The sequence below is a fragment of the Mucilaginibacter sp. 22184 genome (genome assembly GCF_052045695.1).
GTDB lineage: Bacteria > Bacteroidota > Bacteroidia > Sphingobacteriales > Sphingobacteriaceae > Mucilaginibacter.
The window spans coordinates 1-22159 of record NZ_JBQEPI010000002.1 but is presented as its reverse complement, the minus strand read 5'-3'; the positions used below and the strand labels follow the sequence as shown (position 1 = coordinate 22159).

The 22159-nt window shown below is 39.4% G+C and carries 25 protein-coding genes and 1 pseudogene; 6 read left to right on the top strand and 20 right to left on the bottom strand.

From position 1 onward, the window contains the following. Nucleotides 1-169: 169 nt before the first annotated feature. Complete coding sequence (locus tag ACTJKG_RS05435; RefSeq protein WP_440738560.1) at nucleotides 170-1246, bottom strand: porin; 1077 nt, start codon at nucleotides 1244-1246, stop codon at nucleotides 170-172. A 726-nt stretch (nucleotides 1247-1972) separates the two neighbouring features. Between ACTJKG_RS05435 and ACTJKG_RS05430 the strand changes: the two genes are divergently transcribed. Beyond that, on the top strand, nucleotides 1973-2353 hold the full coding sequence (locus ACTJKG_RS05430; protein ID WP_172333321.1) for an HYC_CC_PP family protein: 381 nt from the start codon (nucleotides 1973-1975) through the stop codon (nucleotides 2351-2353). A 128-nt stretch (nucleotides 2354-2481) separates the two neighbouring features. After that, nucleotides 2482-2904 carry a hypothetical protein gene (locus tag ACTJKG_RS05425; protein ID WP_172333322.1) on the top strand — a complete coding sequence of 141 codons (423 nt, stop codon included), beginning with the start codon at nucleotides 2482-2484 and terminating at the stop codon, nucleotides 2902-2904. A 288-nt stretch (nucleotides 2905-3192) separates the two neighbouring features. On the opposite strand, the gene ACTJKG_RS05420 is transcribed toward ACTJKG_RS05425, so the two are convergent. After that, nucleotides 3193-4242: an AlbA family DNA-binding domain-containing protein gene (locus tag ACTJKG_RS05420; protein WP_440738559.1), complete on the bottom strand. Its 1050-nt coding sequence runs from the start codon at nucleotides 4240-4242 to the stop codon at nucleotides 3193-3195. Between the two features lie 241 nt (nucleotides 4243-4483). Here ACTJKG_RS05420 and ACTJKG_RS05415 point away from each other — a divergent pair, with 241 nt between their 5' ends. Together ACTJKG_RS05415 and ACTJKG_RS05410 are read left to right on the top strand one after the other, a co-directional pair. Beyond that, entirely contained in the window at nucleotides 4484-5344 is an 861-nt protein-coding gene (locus ACTJKG_RS05415; RefSeq protein ID WP_440738558.1) for a Cthe_2314 family HEPN domain-containing protein, read from the top strand. Nucleotides 5345-5435: 91 nt separating this feature from the next. Continuing rightward, nucleotides 5436-6647 (top strand): hypothetical protein, encoded by a 1212-nt coding sequence (locus ACTJKG_RS05410; protein WP_440738557.1) that lies wholly within the window; start codon nucleotides 5436-5438, stop codon nucleotides 6645-6647. A gap of 26 nt (nucleotides 6648-6673) precedes the next feature. Here ACTJKG_RS05410 and ACTJKG_RS05405 read toward each other — a convergent pair whose 3' ends face one another. After that, nucleotides 6674-7465 carry a hypothetical protein gene (locus ACTJKG_RS05405; protein ID WP_440738556.1) on the bottom strand — a complete coding sequence of 264 codons (792 nt, stop codon included), beginning with the start codon at nucleotides 7463-7465 and terminating at the stop codon, nucleotides 6674-6676. 270 nt (nucleotides 7466-7735) lie between these two features. Beyond that, nucleotides 7736-8449 (bottom strand): hypothetical protein, encoded by a 714-nt coding sequence (locus tag ACTJKG_RS05400; RefSeq protein WP_440738555.1) that lies wholly within the window; start codon nucleotides 8447-8449, stop codon nucleotides 7736-7738. Nucleotides 8450-8525: 76 nt separating this feature from the next. On the opposite strand from ACTJKG_RS05400, the gene ACTJKG_RS05395 reads away from it, so the two are divergent. Continuing rightward, a complete protein-coding gene (locus tag ACTJKG_RS05395; protein WP_440738554.1) occupies nucleotides 8526-8921 on the top strand; it encodes a hypothetical protein in 396 nt (131 codons plus the stop codon). A gap of 21 nt (nucleotides 8922-8942) precedes the next feature. Here ACTJKG_RS05395 and ACTJKG_RS05390 read toward each other — a convergent pair whose 3' ends face one another. Continuing rightward, nucleotides 8943-10040 carry a hypothetical protein gene (locus ACTJKG_RS05390; protein ID WP_440738553.1) on the bottom strand — a complete coding sequence of 366 codons (1098 nt, stop codon included), beginning with the start codon at nucleotides 10038-10040 and terminating at the stop codon, nucleotides 8943-8945. A 325-nt stretch (nucleotides 10041-10365) separates the two neighbouring features. Between ACTJKG_RS05390 and ACTJKG_RS05385 the strand changes: the two genes are divergently transcribed. Then, on the top strand, nucleotides 10366-11370 hold the full coding sequence (locus tag ACTJKG_RS05385; RefSeq protein ID WP_440738552.1) for a hypothetical protein: 1005 nt from the start codon (nucleotides 10366-10368) through the stop codon (nucleotides 11368-11370). 98 nt (nucleotides 11371-11468) lie between these two features. Here ACTJKG_RS05385 and ACTJKG_RS05380 read toward each other — a convergent pair whose 3' ends face one another. From ACTJKG_RS05380 to ACTJKG_RS05310, 15 genes and pseudogenes are all read right to left on the bottom strand, one after another. Next, nucleotides 11469-11951: a J domain-containing protein gene (locus ACTJKG_RS05380; protein WP_440738551.1), complete on the bottom strand. Its 483-nt coding sequence runs from the start codon at nucleotides 11949-11951 to the stop codon at nucleotides 11469-11471. 92 nt (nucleotides 11952-12043) lie between these two features. Continuing rightward, nucleotides 12044-12289, bottom strand: a complete 246-nt coding sequence (locus tag ACTJKG_RS05375; RefSeq protein WP_440738550.1) for a hypothetical protein — start codon at nucleotides 12287-12289, stop codon at nucleotides 12044-12046. Between the two features lie 57 nt (nucleotides 12290-12346). Then, nucleotides 12347-12958 carry a hypothetical protein gene (locus tag ACTJKG_RS05370; RefSeq protein ID WP_440738549.1) on the bottom strand — a complete coding sequence of 204 codons (612 nt, stop codon included), beginning with the start codon at nucleotides 12956-12958 and terminating at the stop codon, nucleotides 12347-12349. 571 nt (nucleotides 12959-13529) lie between these two features. Continuing rightward, nucleotides 13530-14717, bottom strand: coding sequence for a hypothetical protein (locus ACTJKG_RS05365; RefSeq protein WP_440738548.1), 1188 nt, complete (start codon nucleotides 14715-14717; stop codon nucleotides 13530-13532). A 163-nt stretch (nucleotides 14718-14880) separates the two neighbouring features. Beyond that, a complete protein-coding gene (locus ACTJKG_RS05360; RefSeq protein ID WP_440738547.1) occupies nucleotides 14881-15057 on the bottom strand; it encodes a histone H1 in 177 nt (58 codons plus the stop codon). A gap of 62 nt (nucleotides 15058-15119) precedes the next feature. Next, nucleotides 15120-16112 carry a hypothetical protein gene (locus ACTJKG_RS05355; protein WP_440738546.1) on the bottom strand — a complete coding sequence of 331 codons (993 nt, stop codon included), beginning with the start codon at nucleotides 16110-16112 and terminating at the stop codon, nucleotides 15120-15122. Between the two features lie 33 nt (nucleotides 16113-16145). Further along, the gene (traM, locus tag ACTJKG_RS05350) at nucleotides 16146-17192 is read right to left on the bottom strand and encodes a conjugative transposon protein TraM (protein WP_440738545.1); all 1047 of its coding nucleotides are present in this window, start codon (nucleotides 17190-17192) and stop codon (nucleotides 16146-16148) included. A 13-nt stretch (nucleotides 17193-17205) separates the two neighbouring features. Continuing rightward, nucleotides 17206-17430: a hypothetical protein gene (locus tag ACTJKG_RS05345; RefSeq protein ID WP_440738544.1), complete on the bottom strand. Its 225-nt coding sequence runs from the start codon at nucleotides 17428-17430 to the stop codon at nucleotides 17206-17208. 5 nt (nucleotides 17431-17435) lie between these two features. Beyond that, nucleotides 17436-18062 carry a conjugative transposon protein TraK gene (gene traK, locus ACTJKG_RS05340; protein WP_440738543.1) on the bottom strand — a complete coding sequence of 209 codons (627 nt, stop codon included), beginning with the start codon at nucleotides 18060-18062 and terminating at the stop codon, nucleotides 17436-17438. Nucleotides 18063-18086: 24 nt separating this feature from the next. After that, a complete protein-coding gene (traJ, locus tag ACTJKG_RS05335) occupies nucleotides 18087-19271 on the bottom strand; it encodes a conjugative transposon protein TraJ (RefSeq protein WP_440738542.1) in 1185 nt (394 codons plus the stop codon). A gap of 11 nt (nucleotides 19272-19282) precedes the next feature. After that, on the bottom strand, nucleotides 19283-19936 hold the full coding sequence (locus ACTJKG_RS05330; protein WP_440738541.1) for a TerB family tellurite resistance protein: 654 nt from the start codon (nucleotides 19934-19936) through the stop codon (nucleotides 19283-19285). Next, nucleotides 19917-20570 carry a hypothetical protein gene (locus ACTJKG_RS05325; protein WP_440738540.1) on the bottom strand — a complete coding sequence of 218 codons (654 nt, stop codon included), beginning with the start codon at nucleotides 20568-20570 and terminating at the stop codon, nucleotides 19917-19919. Before ACTJKG_RS05325 ends, ACTJKG_RS05330 begins: the two co-directional genes overlap by 20 nt. Continuing rightward, nucleotides 20554-21237 carry a conjugal transfer protein TraI gene (locus tag ACTJKG_RS05320; protein ID WP_440738539.1) on the bottom strand — a complete coding sequence of 228 codons (684 nt, stop codon included), beginning with the start codon at nucleotides 21235-21237 and terminating at the stop codon, nucleotides 20554-20556. Before ACTJKG_RS05320 ends, ACTJKG_RS05325 begins: the two co-directional genes overlap by 17 nt. 32 nt (nucleotides 21238-21269) lie before the next feature. Beyond that, the gene (locus ACTJKG_RS05315; protein WP_440738538.1) at nucleotides 21270-21641 is read right to left on the bottom strand and encodes a hypothetical protein; all 372 of its coding nucleotides are present in this window, start codon (nucleotides 21639-21641) and stop codon (nucleotides 21270-21272) included. Between the two features lie 49 nt (nucleotides 21642-21690). Beyond that, a pseudogene (locus ACTJKG_RS05310) lies at nucleotides 21691-22050 on the bottom strand (TraG/VirB4 family ATPase); the annotation flags it as partial. Between the last annotated feature and the right edge of the window lie 109 nt (nucleotides 22051-22159).

Sequence of the window (22159 nt, the reverse complement as noted above, 5' to 3'; positions counted from 1 at the left end):
CTGATGCAATTATATCAAAATACGAAAGTTAAATTATATAAAAAAGTTAACAAGACGGTCTAAGGGTAAAATCGGCTTTTTTATGAAAGGAATTGTATCCATGAAAAAAAAGCTTCCTGGATACAATTCTTACCATTACCCCGTAATTTTTAAATCGGTACCCGGTCAATTAAAAGCTAAACGCCAGTGAAGTGGTTAAGGCGATGTTATGATCCAATGTTTTGTTGTTGTTATTGACAAAAATATCGTCTTTGCTATTCAAACTCCTAATCTCTGTTCGCCATGTTAAATTGCTGAGGATGTTATAATCTACATTTGCCGAAAAGCCCCATGTTTTAAAACCATTGGGTGTATTTGTAGCTATAATGACGCCATTTTTATCATTATAATATTCAGCCCTTACACCAATGCTGGTTTTGGACGTAGCCGCGTATTTTAAGATCAGGGCAGATGTATACCAGGTGTTAAAATCTGATGATCCTTTGGTTTTTTGCTCAGCTCCTATATCAAACCCAAGTGTGGCCGCCCATTTGTCGCTTAACTGAAAAATGCCATAAAAATCATGGAAGTAACGCATTTTTCGCACACTATCCGGTTTATCATTTCCAATAAAGGTGCTGCTATTCAGTGTTATTTTGGATGATGGTTTAAAAGTAACCTGTGTGCCAAAGGCCGGAGTGGTATTACCATCAATTCTTTGTATGCGCTGCCATCCATTCAGCACTAAGGCGCTTAAATACCATTTTTCATTTTGGGAGGTATAGCTCAGCCTCGCTCCGGTTTCAAAATAGGGTGAGTTTTCGGCAGCCAAACTGCGGCTAAGTGTTGGGTTATCCTTGCCTACAGCACTTTCCCAACCAATATGTGAGGGCAATACACCGGCATCTATCCATAAATTATTTTTAGATGATAACCTGACACCAATATTAGCTTCATAGATATTTTTGAGCAGGCCAGGTTCTGCAGAATAATTAGCATTCATGTAGGTACCGGTGGCAAATGTGAAATTCCCCCGCACTTTGTCAGAACTGTAAGCGGCTTTAATGTATGCCAGATTTAAATTAACCTCATTATCCCTGGTGAAATTGTATAAAAATGGCGGCATGGTATTATTAAGCGGCCTGTTAAAATCATAGTTGTAATAAGCTTCCAGGTAAGCACTTATGGTAATGGGAGAAGTTTTTGTTTCCTGTGCCATTGCACCGGCAGTCATTAATAATATTATTCCTGTAATAAGTTTTTTCATTTGTTTTTTTGTTTTAATTCTTTGTTCTCAACTGGTCTAATGGCGCGTTTAATTATAATACATTTACTTTCGCTGAGTTAAACACCTGTAGCACAGGATTTATAGTTTTGGTAATTAGAAATTTGGAGTTTAGGAGCACATAAGCCATGCACGCAAACATGAATATGGCAAGGATGAAGATCATAAGGTTTAGTTTCTGAAGGAGTGGACAGATTTAAAAATAGCCGCGAGAAAGCGAGGCCGAGCAGGGCATAGATCATAGTTGTTATTTGTTTTGAGTATTTATTTAGTGATGCAGGAAAAAATGAAATTTTAAGTAGCAGATATAGAGCAGGGACAAGGTCATGAGCCAGGCGAAAACAATAATGACAACATCCTTAAATGTGTATTTTTCCTTTTCTTCAGAGGACTTAGTGGCGGGGAGATGTATTCGTTTTTGCATGGCGAGCATTTCTTGTTTGCCTCGTAGTGCCAAAACAAGGGCCAGACCAGGAGAAAATCGCAGTAAACTAAACTAATTGATTGTTGGTCAATTTATTAAATTGAAAAATAACAGAGTGCTATGTATACGCCACGCTTTGAAAGAACTCTCATTTTGAGAGGGTATATCAATATTGAATGGTTGTGATATCTACGATGCAATTGAATTTTATATCCTGCAACAGAGTATAAACTTTTACCATAATTGTATAAAAACGGATCAAAGAATTGCCGTAATTTAGCACTGTGAAAAGAGTCGCAGTCATATTACTTCTCCTGATCTACACGGCATCTGTTTGTGGAATTACCATAACTAAGTTTTATTGCTGTGGTAAATTAGCCGGTGTTTCTCTGTCTGTTAGTCCCGCATTAAAAAGTGACCATAAGGCAGCAAGTGGTTCCGATTGCTGCAAAATTGTTAAGGCAAACTTCAAAGTAAAAGACAATCATGTTTCGGCCAAAACAGGTTTAAGCTTAAAAAAATCGTTTGCATTAGTTGATCTTGTATTTTTCAATCCAGCTTCCCTGGAAAAGATCGCCTTAAAAGAATTACAGGGTTATAATAGTGAGGCACCACATGTTCAGCGTAATCCTCTTTACATCCTATATTCCAGTTACAGAATTTAATACCTCAGGTATTTCACCCCATAATCATTTAATCGCTATTCAGGCGAAATTAATTGTTCAACTTATTATTTAATATCTCCTATTTATCAATTTGTTGCTGGAGAATTTCGGTACTTATATTTTTTACAATGAAAACTTTCAAATTTTCGATCATTTTATTTGTTCTGCTTTTGGCAAAATCATTAGTGCAGGCCAATAGCTTTAATATTCAACTTACTCCGTTAACACAGGATTCACTCGTGGCAATTAAAAATCTGAAGCTATCAGATTTTAAAATTCTGGAAAGAGGTGCAATTATCATTTACGAACGCCAGCGTCCGGGGGATAAGCTTAACCTTTTCAAACCAATCCTTACCCATTACTTCAGCATAAAGGGTTCAGATAAAGTTTACCTGCTTACACTGGAAAATTTAAAGAAGATCTATAAAAACGGCCGGGCATTTGAGATTCTGGATACACGATTCAGAACAGATAACGATCTGTTGGACTACGATACTATTCATCAACAATACAGTATCAATTATTACTTGTCAAAAGTAGATCAAGTTTAATTATTAAACCTGCAATAATCATTCGGTTCCCTCGCTAAAATGAAAAAGCCCTCTTGAAAAATCAAGAGGGCTTTGTACCGTCCAAGAGGAAAAAATGGAACACTTAGAACGCTTTTTAATGATATTAGAGCCAATTATTGACGACTTAAAAAACAAAGATTTGTTATAAAACGAGACTTAAAAGTAAATCAATTTATAGATTGTTGAAAAACAAAATACCCTTGCGCATCAACTTTAGAACTTTTGATTTGCATTTCTCAACTAACTGATAAATGATTGCATAGTGTATCACAAGTCCCAAGGGTCTAAGAGTTGCTGAGTCTCGTCTTCCGAAAAACTAAATGAAAAGGATTTTGGCCCATCTGGGAAATCATTGCTCCGTACAATAAGCTCAATTTTCACTTCTGCCGGCCTTGAAAAAATCAAGACTATTTGACCGTTAAAGATATCAGTTTCTGTACCTTTCTGTTTTAAACGAATGGCTGTATGCGTGCCTTTTTTTGGAGTAATCTCGTAGATAGAATAAGCAGCATGATTTTTGAATTCTACATTCATATCCATGAACAAATGTGGGGGTATCATTTTGTCTAAATATGGTGTGTAAGCGAACATGCTATTATCCCGTTTATTTTCGGCAATTCCACGTTCAACATCTTGTGTACACCGAGCGCTAACACCTTTGTTATTATAAATTTTAGCCTCAACATCTAAGTCGATAGATACATTTGATAAATTTGTAACATCAACTTGTAGATGTCTATAAATAGTGCTTCTTAACTCTGAAGACTTGAATCCGCCAAGTGTTATTTTAAAATCTATTTCATTGCTACGGTCTTTAGTGGCAAAACGTTCCAAATATATTTTTTCAAAATCATCTCGTTTTAATTCTCGTGTTGAAGTTCCTGATCTAATAAAACCTGTACCGATTCGGTATTGGTTTCCTTTTGGCTGAAGATCTTTGTATTCTTTCTTAAATAAATACGGCCTTTTATTATTATTAAACAGCCTAAAGTAAGCCAAGCGGTTTCCTTGGTGTATAATCTCTTTGTACTCGAAGTTTATCTCCGGTTCGATATATTGATTTAAAAATTGCTGATAAGATGCCTGGTCGTGCAATTTATCAACAGGTTTAAAATCATTTGCAACGCCATTTTTTTCTTTAACCCCTATGATAATGAACTTGTCCTCCTTGCTAATGAGGTTTGCAAATGCGCATATATCTTTTAAAAACTCACCCTTCTTGTCATTGCCTTTTTCTATAGGATACTGCTCTAGCTTAAAATCTAACTTGGTGTTTTCACTTTCGTTTTCAATCAGATTGATGATAGTTTCTTTCATGACTTTTCTATTCCCATAAATTTACAAAATATAAGAATCTCGATATTCAAAAAATCACCTATCCAATAACTAGCTAATCTTAAATTAAAAATGGTTATAAGTTTATATCAGCGAAACTTGAATTGAAGAAATCCTAACTTAGTATTTAAATTCCAACGATAAATATATATAAATACCATTTTGACGACTATTTAATATAATAAATTGCATCGGGTGGACTGAGAATTGGCAATATAAAAGCATGATACAAATCAATAGTGGCGACAAAAAAGTGACTTTCACTTATGCAAAAAATGATTTCTTAATGAATTATTTCTCGCAACGTTTACAGGAAGATATGGCGAGTTCGCTTGATGGTTTTGAAAGAAGGGCTGGCTATGTTCAAGGCTCTAATAATTATAATCTGCTAGATGAAGACGAGAAATACACCTCTAGGATTTTTCGTATCCAATCTGCTTTGACTAAGACTAGCGAACAGTTGCATCATGTACGAAAATATATTAACAGATATCCATTTCGTAGTTACTATCTATCAAAAGGAATATCACAACTAGAATATATACAGTATCATATAGAGGCGCTTTACCATAAAGTTCATACCATACATGAAATCATGTTGTTAATGATAAACGAAGTCTATGGGCTAAATCTGCCTGAAACGAAGTGTAGGTGGTCGGTTATTATAAAAAAAATCTCCTCGACAGAAGCTCCCCTGGTAAATGTACATGCATATTTTAAAACCTTTGAAAATCTAATTGGTCTAAGACATCTAAATAGTCATCGTGGTTATTACGAAGACGAAGAAAAAGATAAAATTGATCTTTACTATGGCCTATTCTTCTATAAAGAAGAAGCTAATGGCTTTAAAATTGACGATGAATTTAAGAAATTATTTCCGCCAGCCTTAACAAGATACAAATTAAGGCAATACAAAAAAGAAAAAGTAGAATTGGTTGATGTTGTAATTAGAGAGAGCGAAAAGCATTTGCATAACTTTCTCGGTTCACTTCTACCAACCTATGAGGCACATCTTTTACAAATGGTTGGATTTGAAAAAAAATCTGTTTTGCGACAGCTTTTCGAAACTGAGCAAATAAAATGATTTAACTAAACTTCAAAGAAATATTGGATAAAACTTATTTTAACAATATAGTGGTACGTAGCGGTAACTTCTGTGAGGAGATTACTGCATTATGAAGTTTATTCTCATTTCTGAAGTTACTATTGATGTTGAACAATATCTTAAAATGTATGTTGGGGAATACATCGAGCATGAAACCGATGTTATTATCAGATATTCGATTGCCGATGCCAAAATCGTTATAGAAACAGAATTAATAGAGAATCAAAAGCATATTGACTTTATTATCGCCGATTTTACCAGTGATGCTTTCTCTCAAAGCTATACAGAACTGGCGCAGTGGGTACGGGCATCACATTTTACCTATTCCGATAAAAATTTTAAACTTTCTGCATTGCCGCTTTTTCTGATGAATAACATGCTTGGGTATGAGCGGCAACATTATGAACACGTAGATGAATTGATTGAAAATTTATTTGACGGATTGGTATATAAACCAGAAAATAATAAAAGAATAGGAACTACAAATAATCCCTTAGCTAAGGGTATCGACAGATGGTTGGATAGATTAAAATCGGATATCGATGATTTGGATTTAGATACCAGGTCTGATTTCACAAAAGTGGATATGCGCATATTCAACGCAAGGGCCTATAAGTTAAGGGTCTTGTCCGAAGTGTTCTATGAAAACAAAAAGCCACTTGACTATCTATGGATGGGTAATGGTCTGCAAATTGTTGAATCGACCGCTGATGCTTTAATAAAATTGTTAAAAACTTATAGTCAGAACCCGTCATTACGGAATGAAAAGCAAATACACTTATTCCTTCAGACCTATCACCACCTATTAAAGTCTGAGAATTTTCATAAATCAATTTACGAACAGCACTATTATCATAACAATTCCAGGAAATATGAAGAAGTTGATTTTTTCAATATTGCACATCAATATTCTATGAACTTGAATGAGCTTTTCGAAGTTAAATTGCCAAACCAGCGTTTTTTTTCCAAACAAAATTTTACCATGCTTAAGCCAGCTCAAAAATATTTCCATCAAATTGGAACAAAGTATTTTAATTATTTTTCTAACCCTGCCAATCTGGAAGAAATACAATCAAAATCGCTTCAACATGATGTATCCATAAAAAAGTTAAGTTTTCAATATTCTTTATTGATGGGAACCGATGAAGATAAATTGCAAAACCTTTCAGGCTTAAACACATTCATGGCGATGCCAAAGGCGAACGTAAGGTTATTAACTTATGATGATTTAATTAAACGACACCATTACCTGCATCTTCGGGTAACAAGATTTGGAATTTAACAGGTTGATAGTGAATTCAATTATAACTATTCTATTTCTACCTTATGCTCGAACTTATTACAATAACATAAATAGGCAATGTATGCGATTTGGGAATAGAAATCTAATAAATTATTAAAAGACTTAGGAGATAGAAAAATCCTTTTTCGATTTGGATCAAAGCTATAATACAATAATTCTCTCCGAAGTTCCCCTAAATCATGTATTTTACTGTAAGTCTTATCTTTTTCTTTGATCTTCAGGTTAAATTCATCAAATTTCTTTTCAACTTCTTCCATTGATGGATTAGCATGAGTTATACAGTTACGAAAAATCCGTAAATTATGGATGCCCAAGACCGTTGCTGTTTTGTCAACCTTATTTTGATCTATTAATCTTAATTCATATTTAAATTTATCATAAAACTCATTAATGATCTGAAAACTCGTCCCATTCTTTTCAATCGAACATAATTTCTTTAGCAACGTAACAAGATTTTCAAACAATGATACGCTTAGAAGGCAATAAATCTGCGAGAGAATATCCGGAATAATTTCTTTTTTGTTTTTTTCTGTAATATCCAATGAGCATTGCGAATTCTTCTTCATACTCCATTGGATAGTATCTTGCGATGTTCCAAGCAGTTTATTGAAGAACGATACCTGATCTTTATCTGTTTGAACTGCAACATTCAAAGGATCTGTGAATATAAAATTCGAAATACTTCTGGAAATATTCTCTCCCCAATTCTCATCTATCATTTTGGTAGATTGTTGAATTAGGAGTGCTTTAAAGAAATACTCCTTTAATAGTTCCGTTGGATTAACAGGTAGGTTCATTTAACAAAAATAGCCAATAGTTTCACCGTTTTCTTTAATTGAACTATCAGACAATTAATAAAAATTAACTCGCTGATCATTAAAAAGAAAGGGTTACTCTTTTGGAGCAACCCTTTCAAAAACCGGACAAAATTCAATAAGTACTCCAAATCGAATTGTTGTCACTGAGTTTTTAACGGATTAAGTAAATCGTCTATTTAGGGGCTAATGAGCGGAGTTAAAAAAACAAGGCCGGATTATTGTCAAGTTAGGCTAATACAGGTCGAATAATTAACCAAATCTTTTCCCACTCATCCAAGGCTTTAAAGCAACATAAAAGTCTGAATTGATTTCCCGATACTCGCTTAGCGGATCTGCGGTAAAATCGTAATTAGTCCATCTTAGGAAATAGTTTTGCAATATCTGGTACAATTGAGGGTCAATTTTTTTGAGTTGCTGTAGTTCGGTATCGTAGTTGAACGTTGGGTTAGGATCACATTTGAACGCGAAAAATTTGCCAATGAAGTTTCTTATAGCCGAAAGGTTATATAGAGCACCCCGTTTATAATATCGTGCAATCTGGCCGATGAAACCGGGTTCCGTTTTAAATTCATCGTAATCTAGCAGAAACATACTTCTTTCAAAACCCCTTTCGAGGTATATTGGTAACATTAGTGTATGGGCAATACTGTTAGTGATGTGTTCAGCTAAATGCAGATCAAATATCTGCTTTAAAATATTACTTTGCCACATCGTGTTCTTAAAGTTGCCGCCAATATACGCTTCATGGTAATCAATATAAGCATGTAACAGCTCGTGAGTAAAGGAATCCGCTGAATAAACACCTATAGGTATATAAAAGGTAATAGAATTTCCTATGGAATATACTGAATGTTCACCGTTGTAGGACGGCTCGAAATTAAGTTCAAATTTTGACAGGACTTTCTCATATAAATCTTCATTTCTCGAATCGATAAGCTTGGTATGGTCAATTATACTATCCATATTATAATATCATAGATGAATGTAAGTAATACTTCTTATTTTTAGGTATCATAATTGGCAAACGTTAAATATTGTTATGATTGAAATTACTATCGGTGTATTAGGCTTGCTGATTGCATGGTTTACTTATCAGAAAACATTCCTTGATAAACCTAAAGAAGAAATAGAACATTTTTTGGTTCAGTTTAAAGCAACACAATCTACATCGGTTAAGGTTAGAAACCAGTTAATTGCAATGGTAGAGACTCAAGGTATAGGAGAAAATGAAATATTTCAAGGAATTACATTTAATACTTATATCAGATTGATGAAAGAAACCTATAATAAAAATCTTTCTGATGAACTGCTGTCTAACGTATTAGGTATGAATCCCTCGAAAGCGATCCTAAAATCAATGACCGATAGCCTGGAAAAACAATTGGCTGAACTAATACAACTGGAAACAATGATTTTTGCGCGGTTAAATGCCTGATCTTTAAACATGAATTACCCCCTACAAACGGTGTCTGATGTGGGTGATTTTGAAATCTACACTATAGCCCCTTGTCTGGTTTGTCCAAAGTTCTTTTTTAACAGATAATTTAGCAAGTTCATTATCGCTGGTTGCATTCTTAGCCTTAACTATAGCATTCTTTATTTTATCTGATAAGGGCAAGCCGAATACGCTTTGGTGAATCACTTCCGAACATTGTAATAATTGCATCAGGGATACTGTATTATCGATAGTTCCATTGAAAACTTTTAGTTCGATGTGGAGTTCAGTTGCTATCAATTGCTCTCCGAGTACCATATAAGTAATAGTGTCTGAAAATATCGGGTCATCAGTCAATTTAAAAGGAAAAGAAATCGCACAAAATTCTTCGTCAATGGTATTTCGGAAATCAGGTGTTTCAATTCCTTTTGAAACCAGCAAGTCTTTAACCTGATAAGGCGACCAGCCAAGTCCCTCGTTTACCGTATGAGGGTTTTGTTCCGCATTTTGCAGGGTTTTAACTAATGTTATCGCCTGATTAATTTCTTCACGCGTTTGCAGGTTTTTGGTAAAAACCATTCTTTTCCAACGCTCCATCCCGTCAAGATCGCCGTTAAAACGAATTAATGCTTGCAGCATTGCGTAATTGTAGACCCCCGGCAATTTAAATTGTCTTTTCATAACCACAAAAGCAGTTTCATAGTGTGTGTACATGGCGATGCCATACAAAACCGGAAGGAAAAGCAATGACAGGGAAAGCGGCATAATAAACTGCATCAGCGTCAACCTATTGAGATAGTCGGTATAATGATGGAACAGATGAAAGATAACAGCGGTTAATGAGATCAGCCCAATAAGAATAAATGTGCCATTCATCAGTTTATGCACCTGTTGATGTTCTGGCTTTTTATCGCTGAATGCGAGCATTCCACCAATAAAAACCGCGACAGGCACCATTAAAATCTCAATCCACCAGTCAAATGTATATAGCCCAAAAATATACTCAAATATGATCGAAAAGGCTATTAAAGGTCTTACTACCTGCTTTACGAATTTTTGAAAACTGTTAATTTTTGCAGCGTTGTACATCAAAGGCAAAGCGACAAATAAAAACCACATTACTGTGTCCTTTATCAATGAGGCATCCCAAATCCTGACCTGATATAATATCCAAACACAAATGGAAACATAGCTTAATGCAATCAGGTAAACATACAGGAACTGCTTGCAAAAGAAAGCTTTTACCAGATCAAATAAGGATAACCGGTTCTTCCTGGAAAACAGGAGAATTATCAAAAGTAGCGATCCCCATATCAGATAAGCAATTTCCCGTGTATTGAACATAATAGAATTTGTGATTATTAAACAAAGATAAATAAGCGTACCTCTTAAACTAAAAATATTAGTAAAAAGTCGTAAATTAGATTTATAAATAGTTGTTATTATGAAACAAGGTTCCGCAAAGGGGTTGTCTCCCATTATCAACAGCATTAGCGAGTCGGCGCATTATCAGCAGGTTGTTCAATGGAGCAACGAAAATGTCGAAGTGCTCGAAAATAAGTTAGCTAACATCCGGCATTTGCTCACACTTGAAGTCAATGATACCCGTTTCAATGAGGCAATCAATGATTTCCATTTTATCATTGATAAAATTCCGCTCATGGTAACCTTTATCGAACCAACCTATATCGTTCGTGCCCGACCTAACTACAAAGGAGAGGTTTTTGAATTTGAGCATCAAATCTCCTATAATTCTACCAATACCGATGTAATTCAGGCAGGTCGCTTCAATCGCCCCAAAGAGGGGCTGTTTTACGGCGGACTCCGCGTGGATAACCCGGAAACAGATTATGTTTTGGCTTGCTCACTTGAAAGTTGCAAAGAATTGATACATCCTGATAATCCGCCTTCAATACAAGATATGACTGTTGGCAGATGGACAGTAGGTGAGAGATTTCCAGTAGTTAATTTTTGTTTCAACGAAACACATCTTTCGGGGAACAAAGTGCTACAAACCGCGACAAACGGTTATTTAAAAGAAATGAGCAACTATTTTAATAGCAGGGCAACAGCATTTGTGAAGGATCTAATGTTTTTTGTTTCCGATTTAAGCTGCACTGCACAACCAGAAAATGGATATTACATCTTGAACGCACTTTTTTATGCAATCCTGTATTATTACGAAAATACTTATGGCGTACTTCCGGCCGGTGTGATTTACCCAAGCGCAATGAGCGAAAGCAGAGGACTTAATATTGTTATGATACCCCCCGCAGTTGATTATTATTTAAAACTGGACAAAGTAGTAATGTATCGTTTTTTTCTGGTGAAGGGAGACAAGCAATATGTATCATATCCTTGCAGTGATCTGGTTGATGTCATCGATAATAAGTTTTATATTACAAATTATGTGCAGAACGGACATTCACAACGTTTAAATTATTTTTGATTACCTTATTAAAGCACTTTTGCCCCGCAAGGGGCCGCGCGCAAAAACGCCCCTGCCCATAATAAATGAGCAAGGGCATTTCGTTACTGAAAAGCTGGCTATTTAATAAAATTCCTGCGTTTAGGTTTGTTTTCGTTTAAAACCTCACTACCGTATTTTGAACGGATTTCATCAAGTGATTTTTTACCGCCTTTGGTTACCTTGTATTCTCCTGTACGAAAATACCAGGCTAATTTTTTAGAGGCGAACAGGTAACCCGCTTCTTTTAGGGTAGCCCTAACGGGATAAGTATTGCCGGTAACCCAAATCCAGTAACCAACCAATTCAATGACAATGCCCTCCAAATGGATGATCTTTTCAATGGCTTGCCTGTATTCTTCAGAAAACTGCATTTCGTTTTCTGTCTCTTCTTCAGAAAGGTCAGCCCCTTTAATGGCTTTGGCAGATGCAAAGGCATATTCTTTGTTGACCTCCTGCATGGTCAGAGTATCGCCTCCTAAATCGGGATGGTATTGTTTAGCCAGTTTCTTGTACAGGGCTTTTACTTCCTCTAAGGTCTGACAATTGTTAAACCATTTCATGCTATTACTTTTTTGGGGTGGAATGAATATTTTGTGTATTCCGCACCCTTGTTAGTAAAATCTCTGTTTCCAGTACTTTAACTTTCGAAGTGTCATTTAGCGAAAAGGTCGCCAGTGTTTCCACCTCGTTTACCGTGTCTGCTATGTTTGCATGGTCGGATTGCACTGCTACCCGTACCATTAAATAAAGGGTTTGATACTGCATATTTTGGTGTTTTATAGGTGTTGTTAAATTCTGCTAACTGCTGATAAAAAGCATCGGGGTTATCCTCTCTGAATGCCTCACCGTAACCCTGCCAATAGAGCTGGGCAAGGTGATCTATAAATACTTCTTCCATAGCTTTAGTCTTAAGGGATGAATAAACGCCCCTGCAATTGCAGGGGCGCAAATTTGTTTAGGCAGGAATAAGGTTGATAATTTCCAAATCCACGTCTTTAAGTTTATCAGCGCAGAACGTTTTAACATTCTCTGCCACTTCCTTAATAAGAGTGGGGTTCTTGGTGGTAAAGGTTTTGCCTTTATCGTCCTGAATGGTTAGCAAACAACCCTGAAAATGATTGCTTTCTGTTCCTTCCTCGTTGTCCTTTAACGATACCTCAAATTCTTTGAGGGTCTTAACAATAGTGTTCAGGTTATCCCTGTGCCTGATTTTGCGGTTCAGCTTGTCGCCCAACTCAATATGACGCTCCAAAATTGCCCGTTGCTCGGCCAACTTTTCCGCAATAGATGCCTTTAACTCTTTTTTGGTCGGTTCGGGCTTTGTCTGTTCCGCATTGGCTTTGGGCTTTTCGGTTTCTGCCTTTGGTGCGTCATCCTTTTTCGGCTGTTCAGGTGCGGGCGTTTCCGTTTGCTTTGTTCCTGCTTCGTCTTTTGGCTTGTCGTCAAATTCCTTGCTTAACGGCAGCCCGTTTGTTTTTGGCTGTTCGTCCTTTTTGTCTGCTTTAATTACCGCTGAACTATTTACTTTTCCGTTTTCTTTGTTGCTTCCGATTACTGTAGTTTTCATGATTTTTTGTTTTTAACTTTTACTGATTATGATTTGAATTGTGCCCAAAATGGGCGTTTGTGCCTATGCGGTCGCTATCTGCTCCGCTTTGAGTCTGTGGGTGGGCTTCTTCCTTTTAGTGTTTTCATGGTGCTGTTTCTTTTATAAAGTCAGTCGGCAGAGCCTCCGGGCTTTTTGATAAGCACCCGCACCTAAACCAATCCTTTTGCAGGGCAAGACTTTTAAGAAAAAAAAACCTCGTGAGCGTAGCGAGCAGGGAAGATTTTTTTCTTAAAACCCGAAGGGCTTGGTCTTGACCAGCAAAAGGATTGTTGAGAAATTTGCTACCAAAAAGTCCTGGGGAAACTTTTTATCAGAGCTATTAAATGGTCAAAAAAATGGAAAGTACTGCGTCTGTAGCAATTGGCGAGGAACGAAGCCATTTGTGAAATTGCGGGAAAGCTGCTGAATGCAGGCACGGAATGAAGGGCTTCCCCGCTCTTCTATGAAATCATTAAACTAAAAAGGTCTGGCTTAGCAGCCAGACCTTTTATCGAAAGTCTTTTATTGTTTGAGGATTTTGTATCTAAGGCTATTGTTTTTTTATCATTGGTTTCAGATTGTTGTCGATAAACTGATTCGGCTTCCAACCTGCAATTAATTTATCTAAAAAAAAGTTATCAACTGCCGATAGGCCAGTTGCAATGGCTGTTCCTATACCACCTGCTCCGGCAAGATCTAATGCAACTCCTATACCTTCAAAAATCACGAATCTCGTTGCCTTTGTTGGTAGCTTGTCCGCAAAAGTTTCTCTTGTTACTTCTTTATGGTATTCACCAATTAAATTCTTGTCATCAGGAACTTTCAATAGCCAGTCTCTAAACTTGTCTGCTTTTTCCAGTAAATCCAGTAAGTCTTTTTTAGATACTAAGCCATTTACAAACGCATCGCCTATAGTATGGCAATCAGCTAAAACATATTCGTCAAATAGATTGAGATTTTCTTGGCTTTTTAACCTTCGTTGTATTAGGTCTTCAAGTTGTTGGCCAATGAAAGCAGAATATAATTTAGTGGTCACAAGTTCACTTTCAAAGTGCGATGCAATAAAAATATCTCCTTTTGATTCAGATAAGGCTAAAAGAAAACCACTGTAATTGAAATCAAAGTGATTTTCTCCCTTTAACTGTTTGCTTAATGAGTTAAAATCAGCAATATCAATATTGCTATTTAAAGAGTAAGCATCAAAGGGCCCAAACGAGCTATCTTTTGTTATTTCAATCTGCAATTCATTAGGTAACTGAAACTCTGGTAGCCTCGAATGTATATAAATTGGAAGCAACTTCTTTAGTAAGTTTACATTCTCAAAATCTGCTCTTATTTGTTCGGTTATGTCCCCAGTATATACAAATGGTTGAGTGATTTTAGATAAATCGTCAGAGAATTTTTGATTTTTGACACTATTTCTAATCACTTCTCTATGCGCTTCATACAAGATAGCTGAGTAACTTTTATCTTTTCCGGAAAAAAGGTCGATATTATATTTGTCGTCCGGAAATAACATTGACCCTAATATGTTTTCCCTAATTCTTAGGTCAAGACGCCCAGAGATAATAAGCTCTTTTAGAAACTCTTCACCAAAATAGTTTAATAATGTAATGAGTTCTTCTTTGTGTGCCAACACAACTATTTTACCATAAAACAGCATACTATCAACCAAAAACGAAATGTCAATTTTTTGGTTATCACGTTCCTTAGATTTTATACAGATTTTTTGAAACATTGTCGTTCTTTTAAATAAGGGATAGCTAAATTATTGTTGGCTTTAGCCCGGTTATCAAATATATTAGTTTAGCGATAAAGCCTACTACAAGTTAGAAAATCTATAACCTAAGAAAGGTTTGGCTGCTTCCAGCCAAACCTTTTTCCTAGAATAACTAATGGTGCTATTTTTCGTTTTTCTTAGCAGTAACCTCATTCCTAATGTCCTGCGCTAACACCTTGCTTTTTTGAAGGGCATTACGCAACCTCGTTCCGGCAGCCTTGTTTCCCTTTTCAAAAAACGCCTGTGCATCCTTTTCCGCTGCTGCAATCAGTTCTTTTAACTCTGTGAATTTTTCCATGATTTTTGAATTTTATGTTTAACAATTAATTGGTTTTATAATTTATTCTAATGGGTAATCCGTTACCTACCTATTCCTACACCTTCTTCCAGTACCTTTTCTTTACCTGACTGTTTGGCCAACAATTCCTGATGCGCTTTCGGTGTCATGAACTGCTCCCTTTTTTCCGGCCTGCCGTTTTCGGCATAAAAGTTAAGTTCACCATAACGCGGTGCGGCAACTACTTTCATTTTAACTTCCTCGCCATTCTTAACCGTGGTAACTGATGGGCTGTTACCGTTTCGCATAGATTCCTCCAGTTTTTCCCTTTTGGCAGGGTCGGCAAGTTCCTTAATCTGGTATTTATCCAGTGTTTTTTGCAGGTCAAAGCCATAGGAAGGGTCGTGGTACTGCTTGGTCTTGTAATTATTAAAACGGTCTTTCGGGCTTTTGAAATCAAGCTCAATCCATGCCTTATAAGTCTGACCGCCCAGGTTAAGCAGGTTGTCCCTGTGAACGGCACGGCTTTGAAGCATATTGGCCGATTGCTCGGCAGTAAATCCTTGTCCTTTTTCTACATAGACTGTTTGACTGACCGCAGGCGTATAAAACACCTTGTTAAAATCTTTAGATACGAAGTTGATCTTATCTTTCTCCATCGTGGCAAGTGTCGTTTTAAAGGCCAGTTCTTTCTTGTCGATCTTGCCTACGGCCAATTCGCTGCTGCCTTTCTGTTCCTTGAAATAAGCAATCGCTTCATGCGGGCTGTCAAACTTGCGCATCATCGCCTTGTCCTTTTCACCGGGCGAAATCACTAAATACTGGTGCCCTTCGGCTAATGGTTTAGCATTATTCAGGGTAACATTGTATTTATTGAAATAATAATAATCCGACTGGCCGGACTGTTTAAAATGGAGTACCATATCCACCTGGCCCTTGTCGCCGGGCTGCTGATGGCGCAGACGGAATTCCGGCACGTTTTTCTCCATGTTCTTTTCCATTTCCTCGATTACTTTCTTCGGAAAACGAAGCTCCTTGAGTTCGTCTTTCAGATCGTCTAAATTATTCTTGTTCATGATTATACGTTTTATGTGATGAATACACTGCGGTTATCGTGTTTTAAGCTGGTTATTACGCAGTAAAATAGCTTGTCCGGCCTCCAGCTTTACCCTGATCTTTTTGATTTTCTTACTGAACAGCGATTTGGCGGCATCAATACCGGCACCCGCTACCTGTGTGGCGATGCTCTGGTCAACACCATACATACCGATACTGCGCACGGCATCGTCTGCGCCGCTGCCCGCTGCATCCGCCAGTTCCGCTTCGGGCGCATTGATGCCCACCATGCCGTCCAGTGAATAGACCGATAAATCAACCGGAATAATGGACGTGCCCAGGCGGATATTTTTAATATCCAGTAACAGGCGCTGGTTGGTAATACGGCAGGTGCCGGTGATCTCGTGCCCTTTGGGGATAAGCTGACCGCTAAGGGTGATGGTATCCTGTAAGCGCAATTTGATGCTTGCCCCCTGTACCGCTTTCTGGTTGCTGACGATCTGGGCGGGTATCGCCCGAAACTGGCTGTCGGTAATGGTGCTGGGCTTAACCGCTTTATCCTGCGCTGCCGCCGGGTTCTGAATGGTGATGATCTTATCCATCATATCACTTAACTGCTTCATTTCGGGGTCTTCGCCTTTTTCCTCTTTCATACTGTGCATCAGCTTTTCCAGCCTGTCCACATCACCGCCCATACCGGAAGTGCCTGCGGTTGGCTGTGGCTTATAACCCGTTGGTGGTGCAAGGACAGGTTTACTGATTTCCTGGCCGATCTGCGCCAGTTTTTCGTTAATGCGCTGTTCGTTCGGGTCGGGAACGTTTAAATTGCCACCGCTTTGGGGCAGGTTTTCAAACTGATCTTTGATACTGCCGGAATCACGTCTTACCTGTTCGTACAGGCTTAATTTATCCTGCGGGTCTTGATCTTTAAAAGTGGCATCCGGCAGGCTGGTATTGATACCCTGTTTTACATTTAACTCCTGTGTTCCGGTCTTGCCGGTTCCGCCACCGAGGGCGTAAAAGCCCAAAGCAAGGAATGGCAGTATTAACAGCGGCAATATCATCAATAGTTTTCTGGTGTTTTTCTCTTTTGTTTCCATTGTGTTTTTATGATTAATGAGTAATTGAACTGATGAGCAGCCAGAGATTGACCGCCGCGAACAGCAGGCAGAATACGATCAGTAAAAGCAGTTTCCGTTTGCGGGTAAAATGCTTTGTACGGTTGTTCAGGTAACCTGCTATGCGTACCTGCAACCGGACGATGCGGCCTGCGATCTTACCCGCCAGTTCTTCCTGCTTCGGGCCGGTTGCTGTTCTGTTTTTTCGGAATAATTTCATCGCTCTTATGGTTTGATACTTTTGGGGTCTTGATCTCTGTTCTCCAGTATTTCCCAGCCCTGTACCAGAAAGCCATGCGGATTATTATCTGTCTGTGTTTTTATATCCCTGACCTGTCCCTGCGTAATGAGTTTGCGGTTCGCCGTACTGCTTGAGCGTACCAGTTTTTGAGTGGCATAACAGGTGAAAGTGTAGGGATAAACATTAATATCAAGGTGGATGCTGTCTACCTCGATCTCCTGCGAGATATTGGCAGAGATCAGGTTATTGTAATAGCCGGATTCCCGCAGGTTATCATACTGTTTTTTGGCTGATTCATCCGCTAAATACAGGGCTTTGGAGACATTCGCCTGTATCGCCTTGTCATCAGGGCTAAGGTTAAAAAAGTACTGGTGAAAGGTCTTGATGTGATCTCTTAGCTCTACGGGCAGGTTGCTTTTCCGGTCTGAGGCGATGGCCTCCAGTACTTTGCCATTATACAGGATATGTACCCGGTTCTGCGCCGCATTTACCATATCATAGCTTTTGTAGATACAAAAGCCCATCACCAGCACATTGGCCAGTACCAGGAAGATACTGAATGTCTTGATGTGCATGAATGCGGTATCTATATTTTTGAATTGACTAAACATATTGATTGGATTAATGGGTGAATACTACTTGCCGGAAAGCTTGTCCTTAAAATAATCGTTGCCGGATGCTTCGGCAATGCCCTGCGACAGATTGGAACGTGCGTTATCAAAACGATCTACGATCATTCCCGCACCGCCCTGAACGGAACTGGCCGCAGTTGCTTTGGTATTGCTCACAATGGTATTGACCCGTTCCAGTATAGTATTACCGCCACCGGCATGTACCACGTAATTGGCGACATTGGGCACTGAAAAGTAGCCTACGATGCCGATCACCAGGAATATCAAGTACGCCGTATCGGTGGTACTGAAAAAGGTATCACCCTGCTGGCCGATCTGCGAAATATCCAGTTTGAGCATGTTCTCCTGTATTTTTCCCAGTATGCTGCCAAAGATATTGGCGATGGGCAGCCAAAGAAAAATGTTGACATAACGGGCAAGCCAGACGGTGAGCGTATGCTGAAAGCCGTCAAAGACGGCAAAGCCGAATACCAGCGGGCCAAGTATAGCAAGGACAATTAAAAAGAAAGTTCTGATCGTATTGATACACAAGGCCGCTGAAGCGTAAAGCACTTCCAGTACCTGGCTTAGCCATTGTTTGATGGAGTTGCGGAAATTGTAGCTCTGCTTCTCCATCCAGAATTTCATATCGTTGCCGATGCCTTCAAACAATCCCTCATCTTCGGCGCTGGGATCTTTCGGATGCGTATACTTATACCAGGCATCCCTGTCGCCGCTGCCGTCTTCGCCAACATACATTTCGTAGAACTTACTTTTCTTTACCGCATCTTCCTTTTGTTTGAGCAATACGGCTATGGCTTTATCGCTGTCTTTGACCATTGCGCCGGTTGCCGAAACAGTCGGCTGCAAGACCCCGTTCATCAGGGCGATGACCGCTGGAAAGGCGATAATCGCCAGTCCCAGCGCAAAGGGGCGCAATAATGGATAAAAATCAACGGGCTGTGCGGCTGCGATCTGCCGCCATACCCGGCTGGCGATATACCAGAGGGCGGCAAACCCCGCGATGCCACGGGCAACGCCGATCAGCCGGGAACAGAGCGGTAACATCTCACTGTACACCTTGTCCAGTACGGATTGCATACTGCTGATCTCGCCCGCCAGTCCCTGTGCCTGGGAAAGAGCGGGAAGCAACAATAAAAGCAGCAATCCCCCAATCCCCCTGAAAGGGGAGTTAAATAATTGTCTCATATCGGTAGGTTTTAAGGGTTCGTGTTATACAGTTTCTGCGTGGCCGATACATCGGCCTTTTCTTTTTTACGCTGTACATTCAGGATACTGGCCTGCCGGTTAAAGTCCCGCAGGAAAGTAAGCTTGTCCTGCGTGTCGGCGAAAATTCGGTCAATGGCCTGCAAGCGTTCATCATCGCTCATTCGGAGCTGCGAAGCGGTGACCACCGTAAGCAGGTTATCAAGATTGTTTACGCTCTGGTCAAAGAGCTGCTTATACACACTGCTGATATAACTGATCTCCTGCGTAGTGAAGGTGCCGGAAGCCTGAAAACGGTTAAAGGCGTTTTTGTACTCACTCACTATATTTTTCTGATAGGTAATAATGCCCGCCACCTTGTGGTACTTTTTAACTTCGGGACTGACCAGCATCAGGCCGTCAATAAATACCTCGTGCAAACTGAAATTGCCCTGAGAAATGTTCTTTACCGCATTATAACCGGTGCTGACAATCTGGTAGCCTTTTTTCATGTCCTCCAGTATATTTTTTAACTGGCTGAGCTTTTCCATATTCAAAAGCAACTGCTCAATTTCCTGCGCCTGCGCCCGTGTTTTAAACGGAATGCAAAACGCAGCAAGCGCAAACATTGCCGCAAGCAGGAACGGTCTAATTTTCTGTAGTTTCATAAAGCCTCCTGGATTGGTTAATGGATCGTTGTTCGTTCTCTTTCTGGCTGACCAGCGCCTGTACCTGCCCGGTAAAACTTTTGGTAAAACCCGACTTGTCCTGCATAGCGGCATAGACATTATCCAGCCGTTTGATGCGTTCGTCCTCGGTCATTTCCACCTTGCCAGAGGTAATAACCAAGAGCAATTCCTCCAGGTCGGCGGCGCATTCCTCCAGTACTTTTTCCCTGACCGAAGCGATATAACCCCTGTTGGTTTCCGATAACAGGCTGCTGCTCCTGATACCATTAAAGCTCTTGTTAATGGCCAGCCCGAGGGCGATGATCTCCGCTACTTTAGCGTTGTTTCGTATAGCCGGACTGACCGCTTTGAGTGAACTAAAAAAAGCGCTGTGAAGGCTAAATTCACCGTTTTTAATGTCCTTTACCGTATTAATGCCGCTGCCTACAATGTCATAGCCTTTTTTGGCATAACCGATATAGACCTGTAGGGCTGCTATCTGCGTAAGCAGGTATTCCTTTTGCTTTTTCTTCTGGCTGAAAAACTCTGCGAAGGTCTGCGCTTTTGCCTGCTGAAAGCAAAAAGAGCAAAGCAGAAAGCATACCGACAGGGCGGTTTTATTCATGGATTCCATAAATTTCTTTTAAAGTGGCTGTTTCGTCCAGTGATTGTGACCGCTGGATGCTTAACTGGATATTCTGCGCATTAAACCGTTTCAGGTCGGAATAATTTGTATCCATCTGGTCTGCGGCGGCATCGATGATCTCCAGCCGTTTGGCATCAGGCATTTGGGTTTTAAAGCTGTTCACCACCAATAAGATCTGGTCAAGGTTTTTGATACTGGCATCCAGTATGCCGGAATAAACCGTTTCCATGTATTGCAGTTCTTCGGGCTTGAAATGCTTGTCCTTACCAAACAATCCCCAGGCCCAGCGGTATTCATCTACAATAGCCACCTGTTTTTCGGTCAGGTCTTTGATCCGCTTGTAGTAGGCAATGGCAGATTTGATCTTCCAGAGTTCCTCATAATACTGGCTGTAAAGCTGCTTTTGTTTTTCCGTCCAGTCGGCGATCTCGGTCAGCTTCAGTTTGGAAAGCTGGTTTTCTAATACTTTTTGAGCATTTTGCAGCCAGATAGTTTCGTTCTGCATCCGCTGTACCTTCAGGTCAACAGCCTTGATAACTTTTTTAATACCTGCCTGAATCACTTCCAGTATCGCGAACTGCGCGTTTGCATTAGTGGGCAAAGCGACAAACAGCGTCATGGCGCTCATGGGCAGGACGACCATGTACTTTTTCATAATTTTTATAATCTTCATGGTGATTGAATTGATTAATTGATCTTCTGATACTCACGTTTGCCGACCAGCAGCTTTTTAGCTTCAGGGTAAAAAGTCAGCAGCTTACCTTTAGCGGTTTCGGTCATCGACTTAGTGCTTTGGTCATAAAGTGCCCGCCATTCCTCGGTTTCATATTGCCGTTTTCCTTTTTTGCCATCGGTAATGATGTTAAAACCGGTCTTGCGGTGAATGAGGTAGTTATTGCCTTCGGATGCCTCAATGACCAGCGTATCACTGGCGATACTGTACTCACTTCCGGCCTGGTTAACATAGGTTCCCGGAATGAAAGAACGTGTATCAGTTTTGCTGTTGCAGGCAGCCATGATAACGGCCACGATTGCAATTAATAAGATTAAATGTTTCATAGTATTATTGTTTTTGAGTTATTCGGTAAGCATTTATAATTTTTTGTCCTCATGAATGCTTCGCATTTCTGATCTCATTAGCCAGTACCGCGATACCTTTCTGTATGTTGCCGTACTTTTCGGCATACTGCTGCACCTTCATTTTCTCACTTTCCTCGGTGGTGTAGGACAAATATTCTTCAATGCTTACCTCGGTACGGTATACTTTGCTGTACTGCCCGCCCAGAGAAATGAAAACCTCTTTGTACTTGCGTTTGGGGTCGTTGGACCGGTTCATGGAAAGTACCTGCGCTTTTTCCTTATCAGTTAAGCCCAATAGTTCCTGTATCGCATCAAACTTGTTCTGGTACTTCGATTGGTCAAGTAAGATTTTACAGTCGGAGTTATTGATAATGGCCTGCTTGGATATACCAATGATATTGACCCCTCTTCGCCAATCTAAAGTGACCCCTCTGAGTTAGGGTTTGAAAGAGAGTAAAGTTGTTGTACAGATAGGCTCCTGGGAGCGGATGTTTTTG

Coding starts and splice junctions, on each gene's coding strand:
- ACTJKG_RS05365 (WP_440738548.1), bottom strand. CDS start 14,717: ATGTTTCAAAAAATCTGTATAAAATCTAAGGAACGTGATAACCAAAAA.
- ACTJKG_RS05320 (WP_440738539.1), bottom strand. CDS start 21,237: ATGAAAAAGTACATGGTCGTCCTGCCCATGAGCGCCATGACGCTGTTT.
- traM (WP_440738545.1), bottom strand. CDS start 17,192: ATGGAAACAAAAGAGAAAAACACCAGAAAACTATTGATGATATTGCCG.
- ACTJKG_RS05415 (WP_440738558.1), top strand. CDS start 4,484: ATGATACAAATCAATAGTGGCGACAAAAAAGTGACTTTCACTTATGCA.
- ACTJKG_RS05395 (WP_440738554.1), top strand. CDS start 8,526: ATGATTGAAATTACTATCGGTGTATTAGGCTTGCTGATTGCATGGTTT.
- ACTJKG_RS05420 (WP_440738559.1), bottom strand. CDS start 4,242: ATGAAAGAAACTATCATCAATCTGATTGAAAACGAAAGTGAAAACACC.
- ACTJKG_RS05375 (WP_440738550.1), bottom strand. CDS start 12,289: ATGGAAGAAGTATTTATAGATCACCTTGCCCAGCTCTATTGGCAGGGT.
- ACTJKG_RS05315 (WP_440738538.1), bottom strand. CDS start 21,641: ATGAAACATTTAATCTTATTAATTGCAATCGTGGCCGTTATCATGGCT.
- ACTJKG_RS05360 (WP_440738547.1), bottom strand. CDS start 15,057: ATGGAAAAATTCACAGAGTTAAAAGAACTGATTGCAGCAGCGGAAAAG.
- ACTJKG_RS05385 (WP_440738552.1), top strand. CDS start 10,366: ATGAAACAAGGTTCCGCAAAGGGGTTGTCTCCCATTATCAACAGCATT.
- ACTJKG_RS05330 (WP_440738541.1), bottom strand. CDS start 19,936: ATGAAACTACAGAAAATTAGACCGTTCCTGCTTGCGGCAATGTTTGCG.
- ACTJKG_RS05325 (WP_440738540.1), bottom strand. CDS start 20,570: ATGGAATCCATGAATAAAACCGCCCTGTCGGTATGCTTTCTGCTTTGC.
- ACTJKG_RS05400 (WP_440738555.1), bottom strand. CDS start 8,449: ATGGATAGTATAATTGACCATACCAAGCTTATCGATTCGAGAAATGAA.
- ACTJKG_RS05405 (WP_440738556.1), bottom strand. CDS start 7,465: ATGAACCTACCTGTTAATCCAACGGAACTATTAAAGGAGTATTTCTTT.
- traK (WP_440738543.1), bottom strand. CDS start 18,062: ATGTTTAGTCAATTCAAAAATATAGATACCGCATTCATGCACATCAAG.
- ACTJKG_RS05370 (WP_440738549.1), bottom strand. CDS start 12,958: ATGAAAACTACAGTAATCGGAAGCAACAAAGAAAACGGAAAAGTAAAT.
- traJ (WP_440738542.1), bottom strand. CDS start 19,271: ATGAGACAATTATTTAACTCCCCTTTCAGGGGGATTGGGGGATTGCTG.
- ACTJKG_RS05380 (WP_440738551.1), bottom strand. CDS start 11,951: ATGAAATGGTTTAACAATTGTCAGACCTTAGAGGAAGTAAAAGCCCTG.
- ACTJKG_RS05390 (WP_440738553.1), bottom strand. CDS start 10,040: ATGTGGTTTTTATTTGTCGCTTTGCCTTTGATGTACAACGCTGCAAAA.
- ACTJKG_RS05425 (WP_172333322.1), top strand. CDS start 2,482: ATGAAAACTTTCAAATTTTCGATCATTTTATTTGTTCTGCTTTTGGCA.
- ACTJKG_RS05435 (WP_440738560.1), bottom strand. CDS start 1,246: ATGAAAAAACTTATTACAGGAATAATATTATTAATGACTGCCGGTGCA.
- ACTJKG_RS05410 (WP_440738557.1), top strand. CDS start 5,436: ATGAAGTTTATTCTCATTTCTGAAGTTACTATTGATGTTGAACAATAT.
- ACTJKG_RS05355 (WP_440738546.1), bottom strand. CDS start 16,112: ATGAACAAGAATAATTTAGACGATCTGAAAGACGAACTCAAGGAGCTT.
- ACTJKG_RS05345 (WP_440738544.1), bottom strand. CDS start 17,430: ATGAAATTATTCCGAAAAAACAGAACAGCAACCGGCCCGAAGCAGGAA.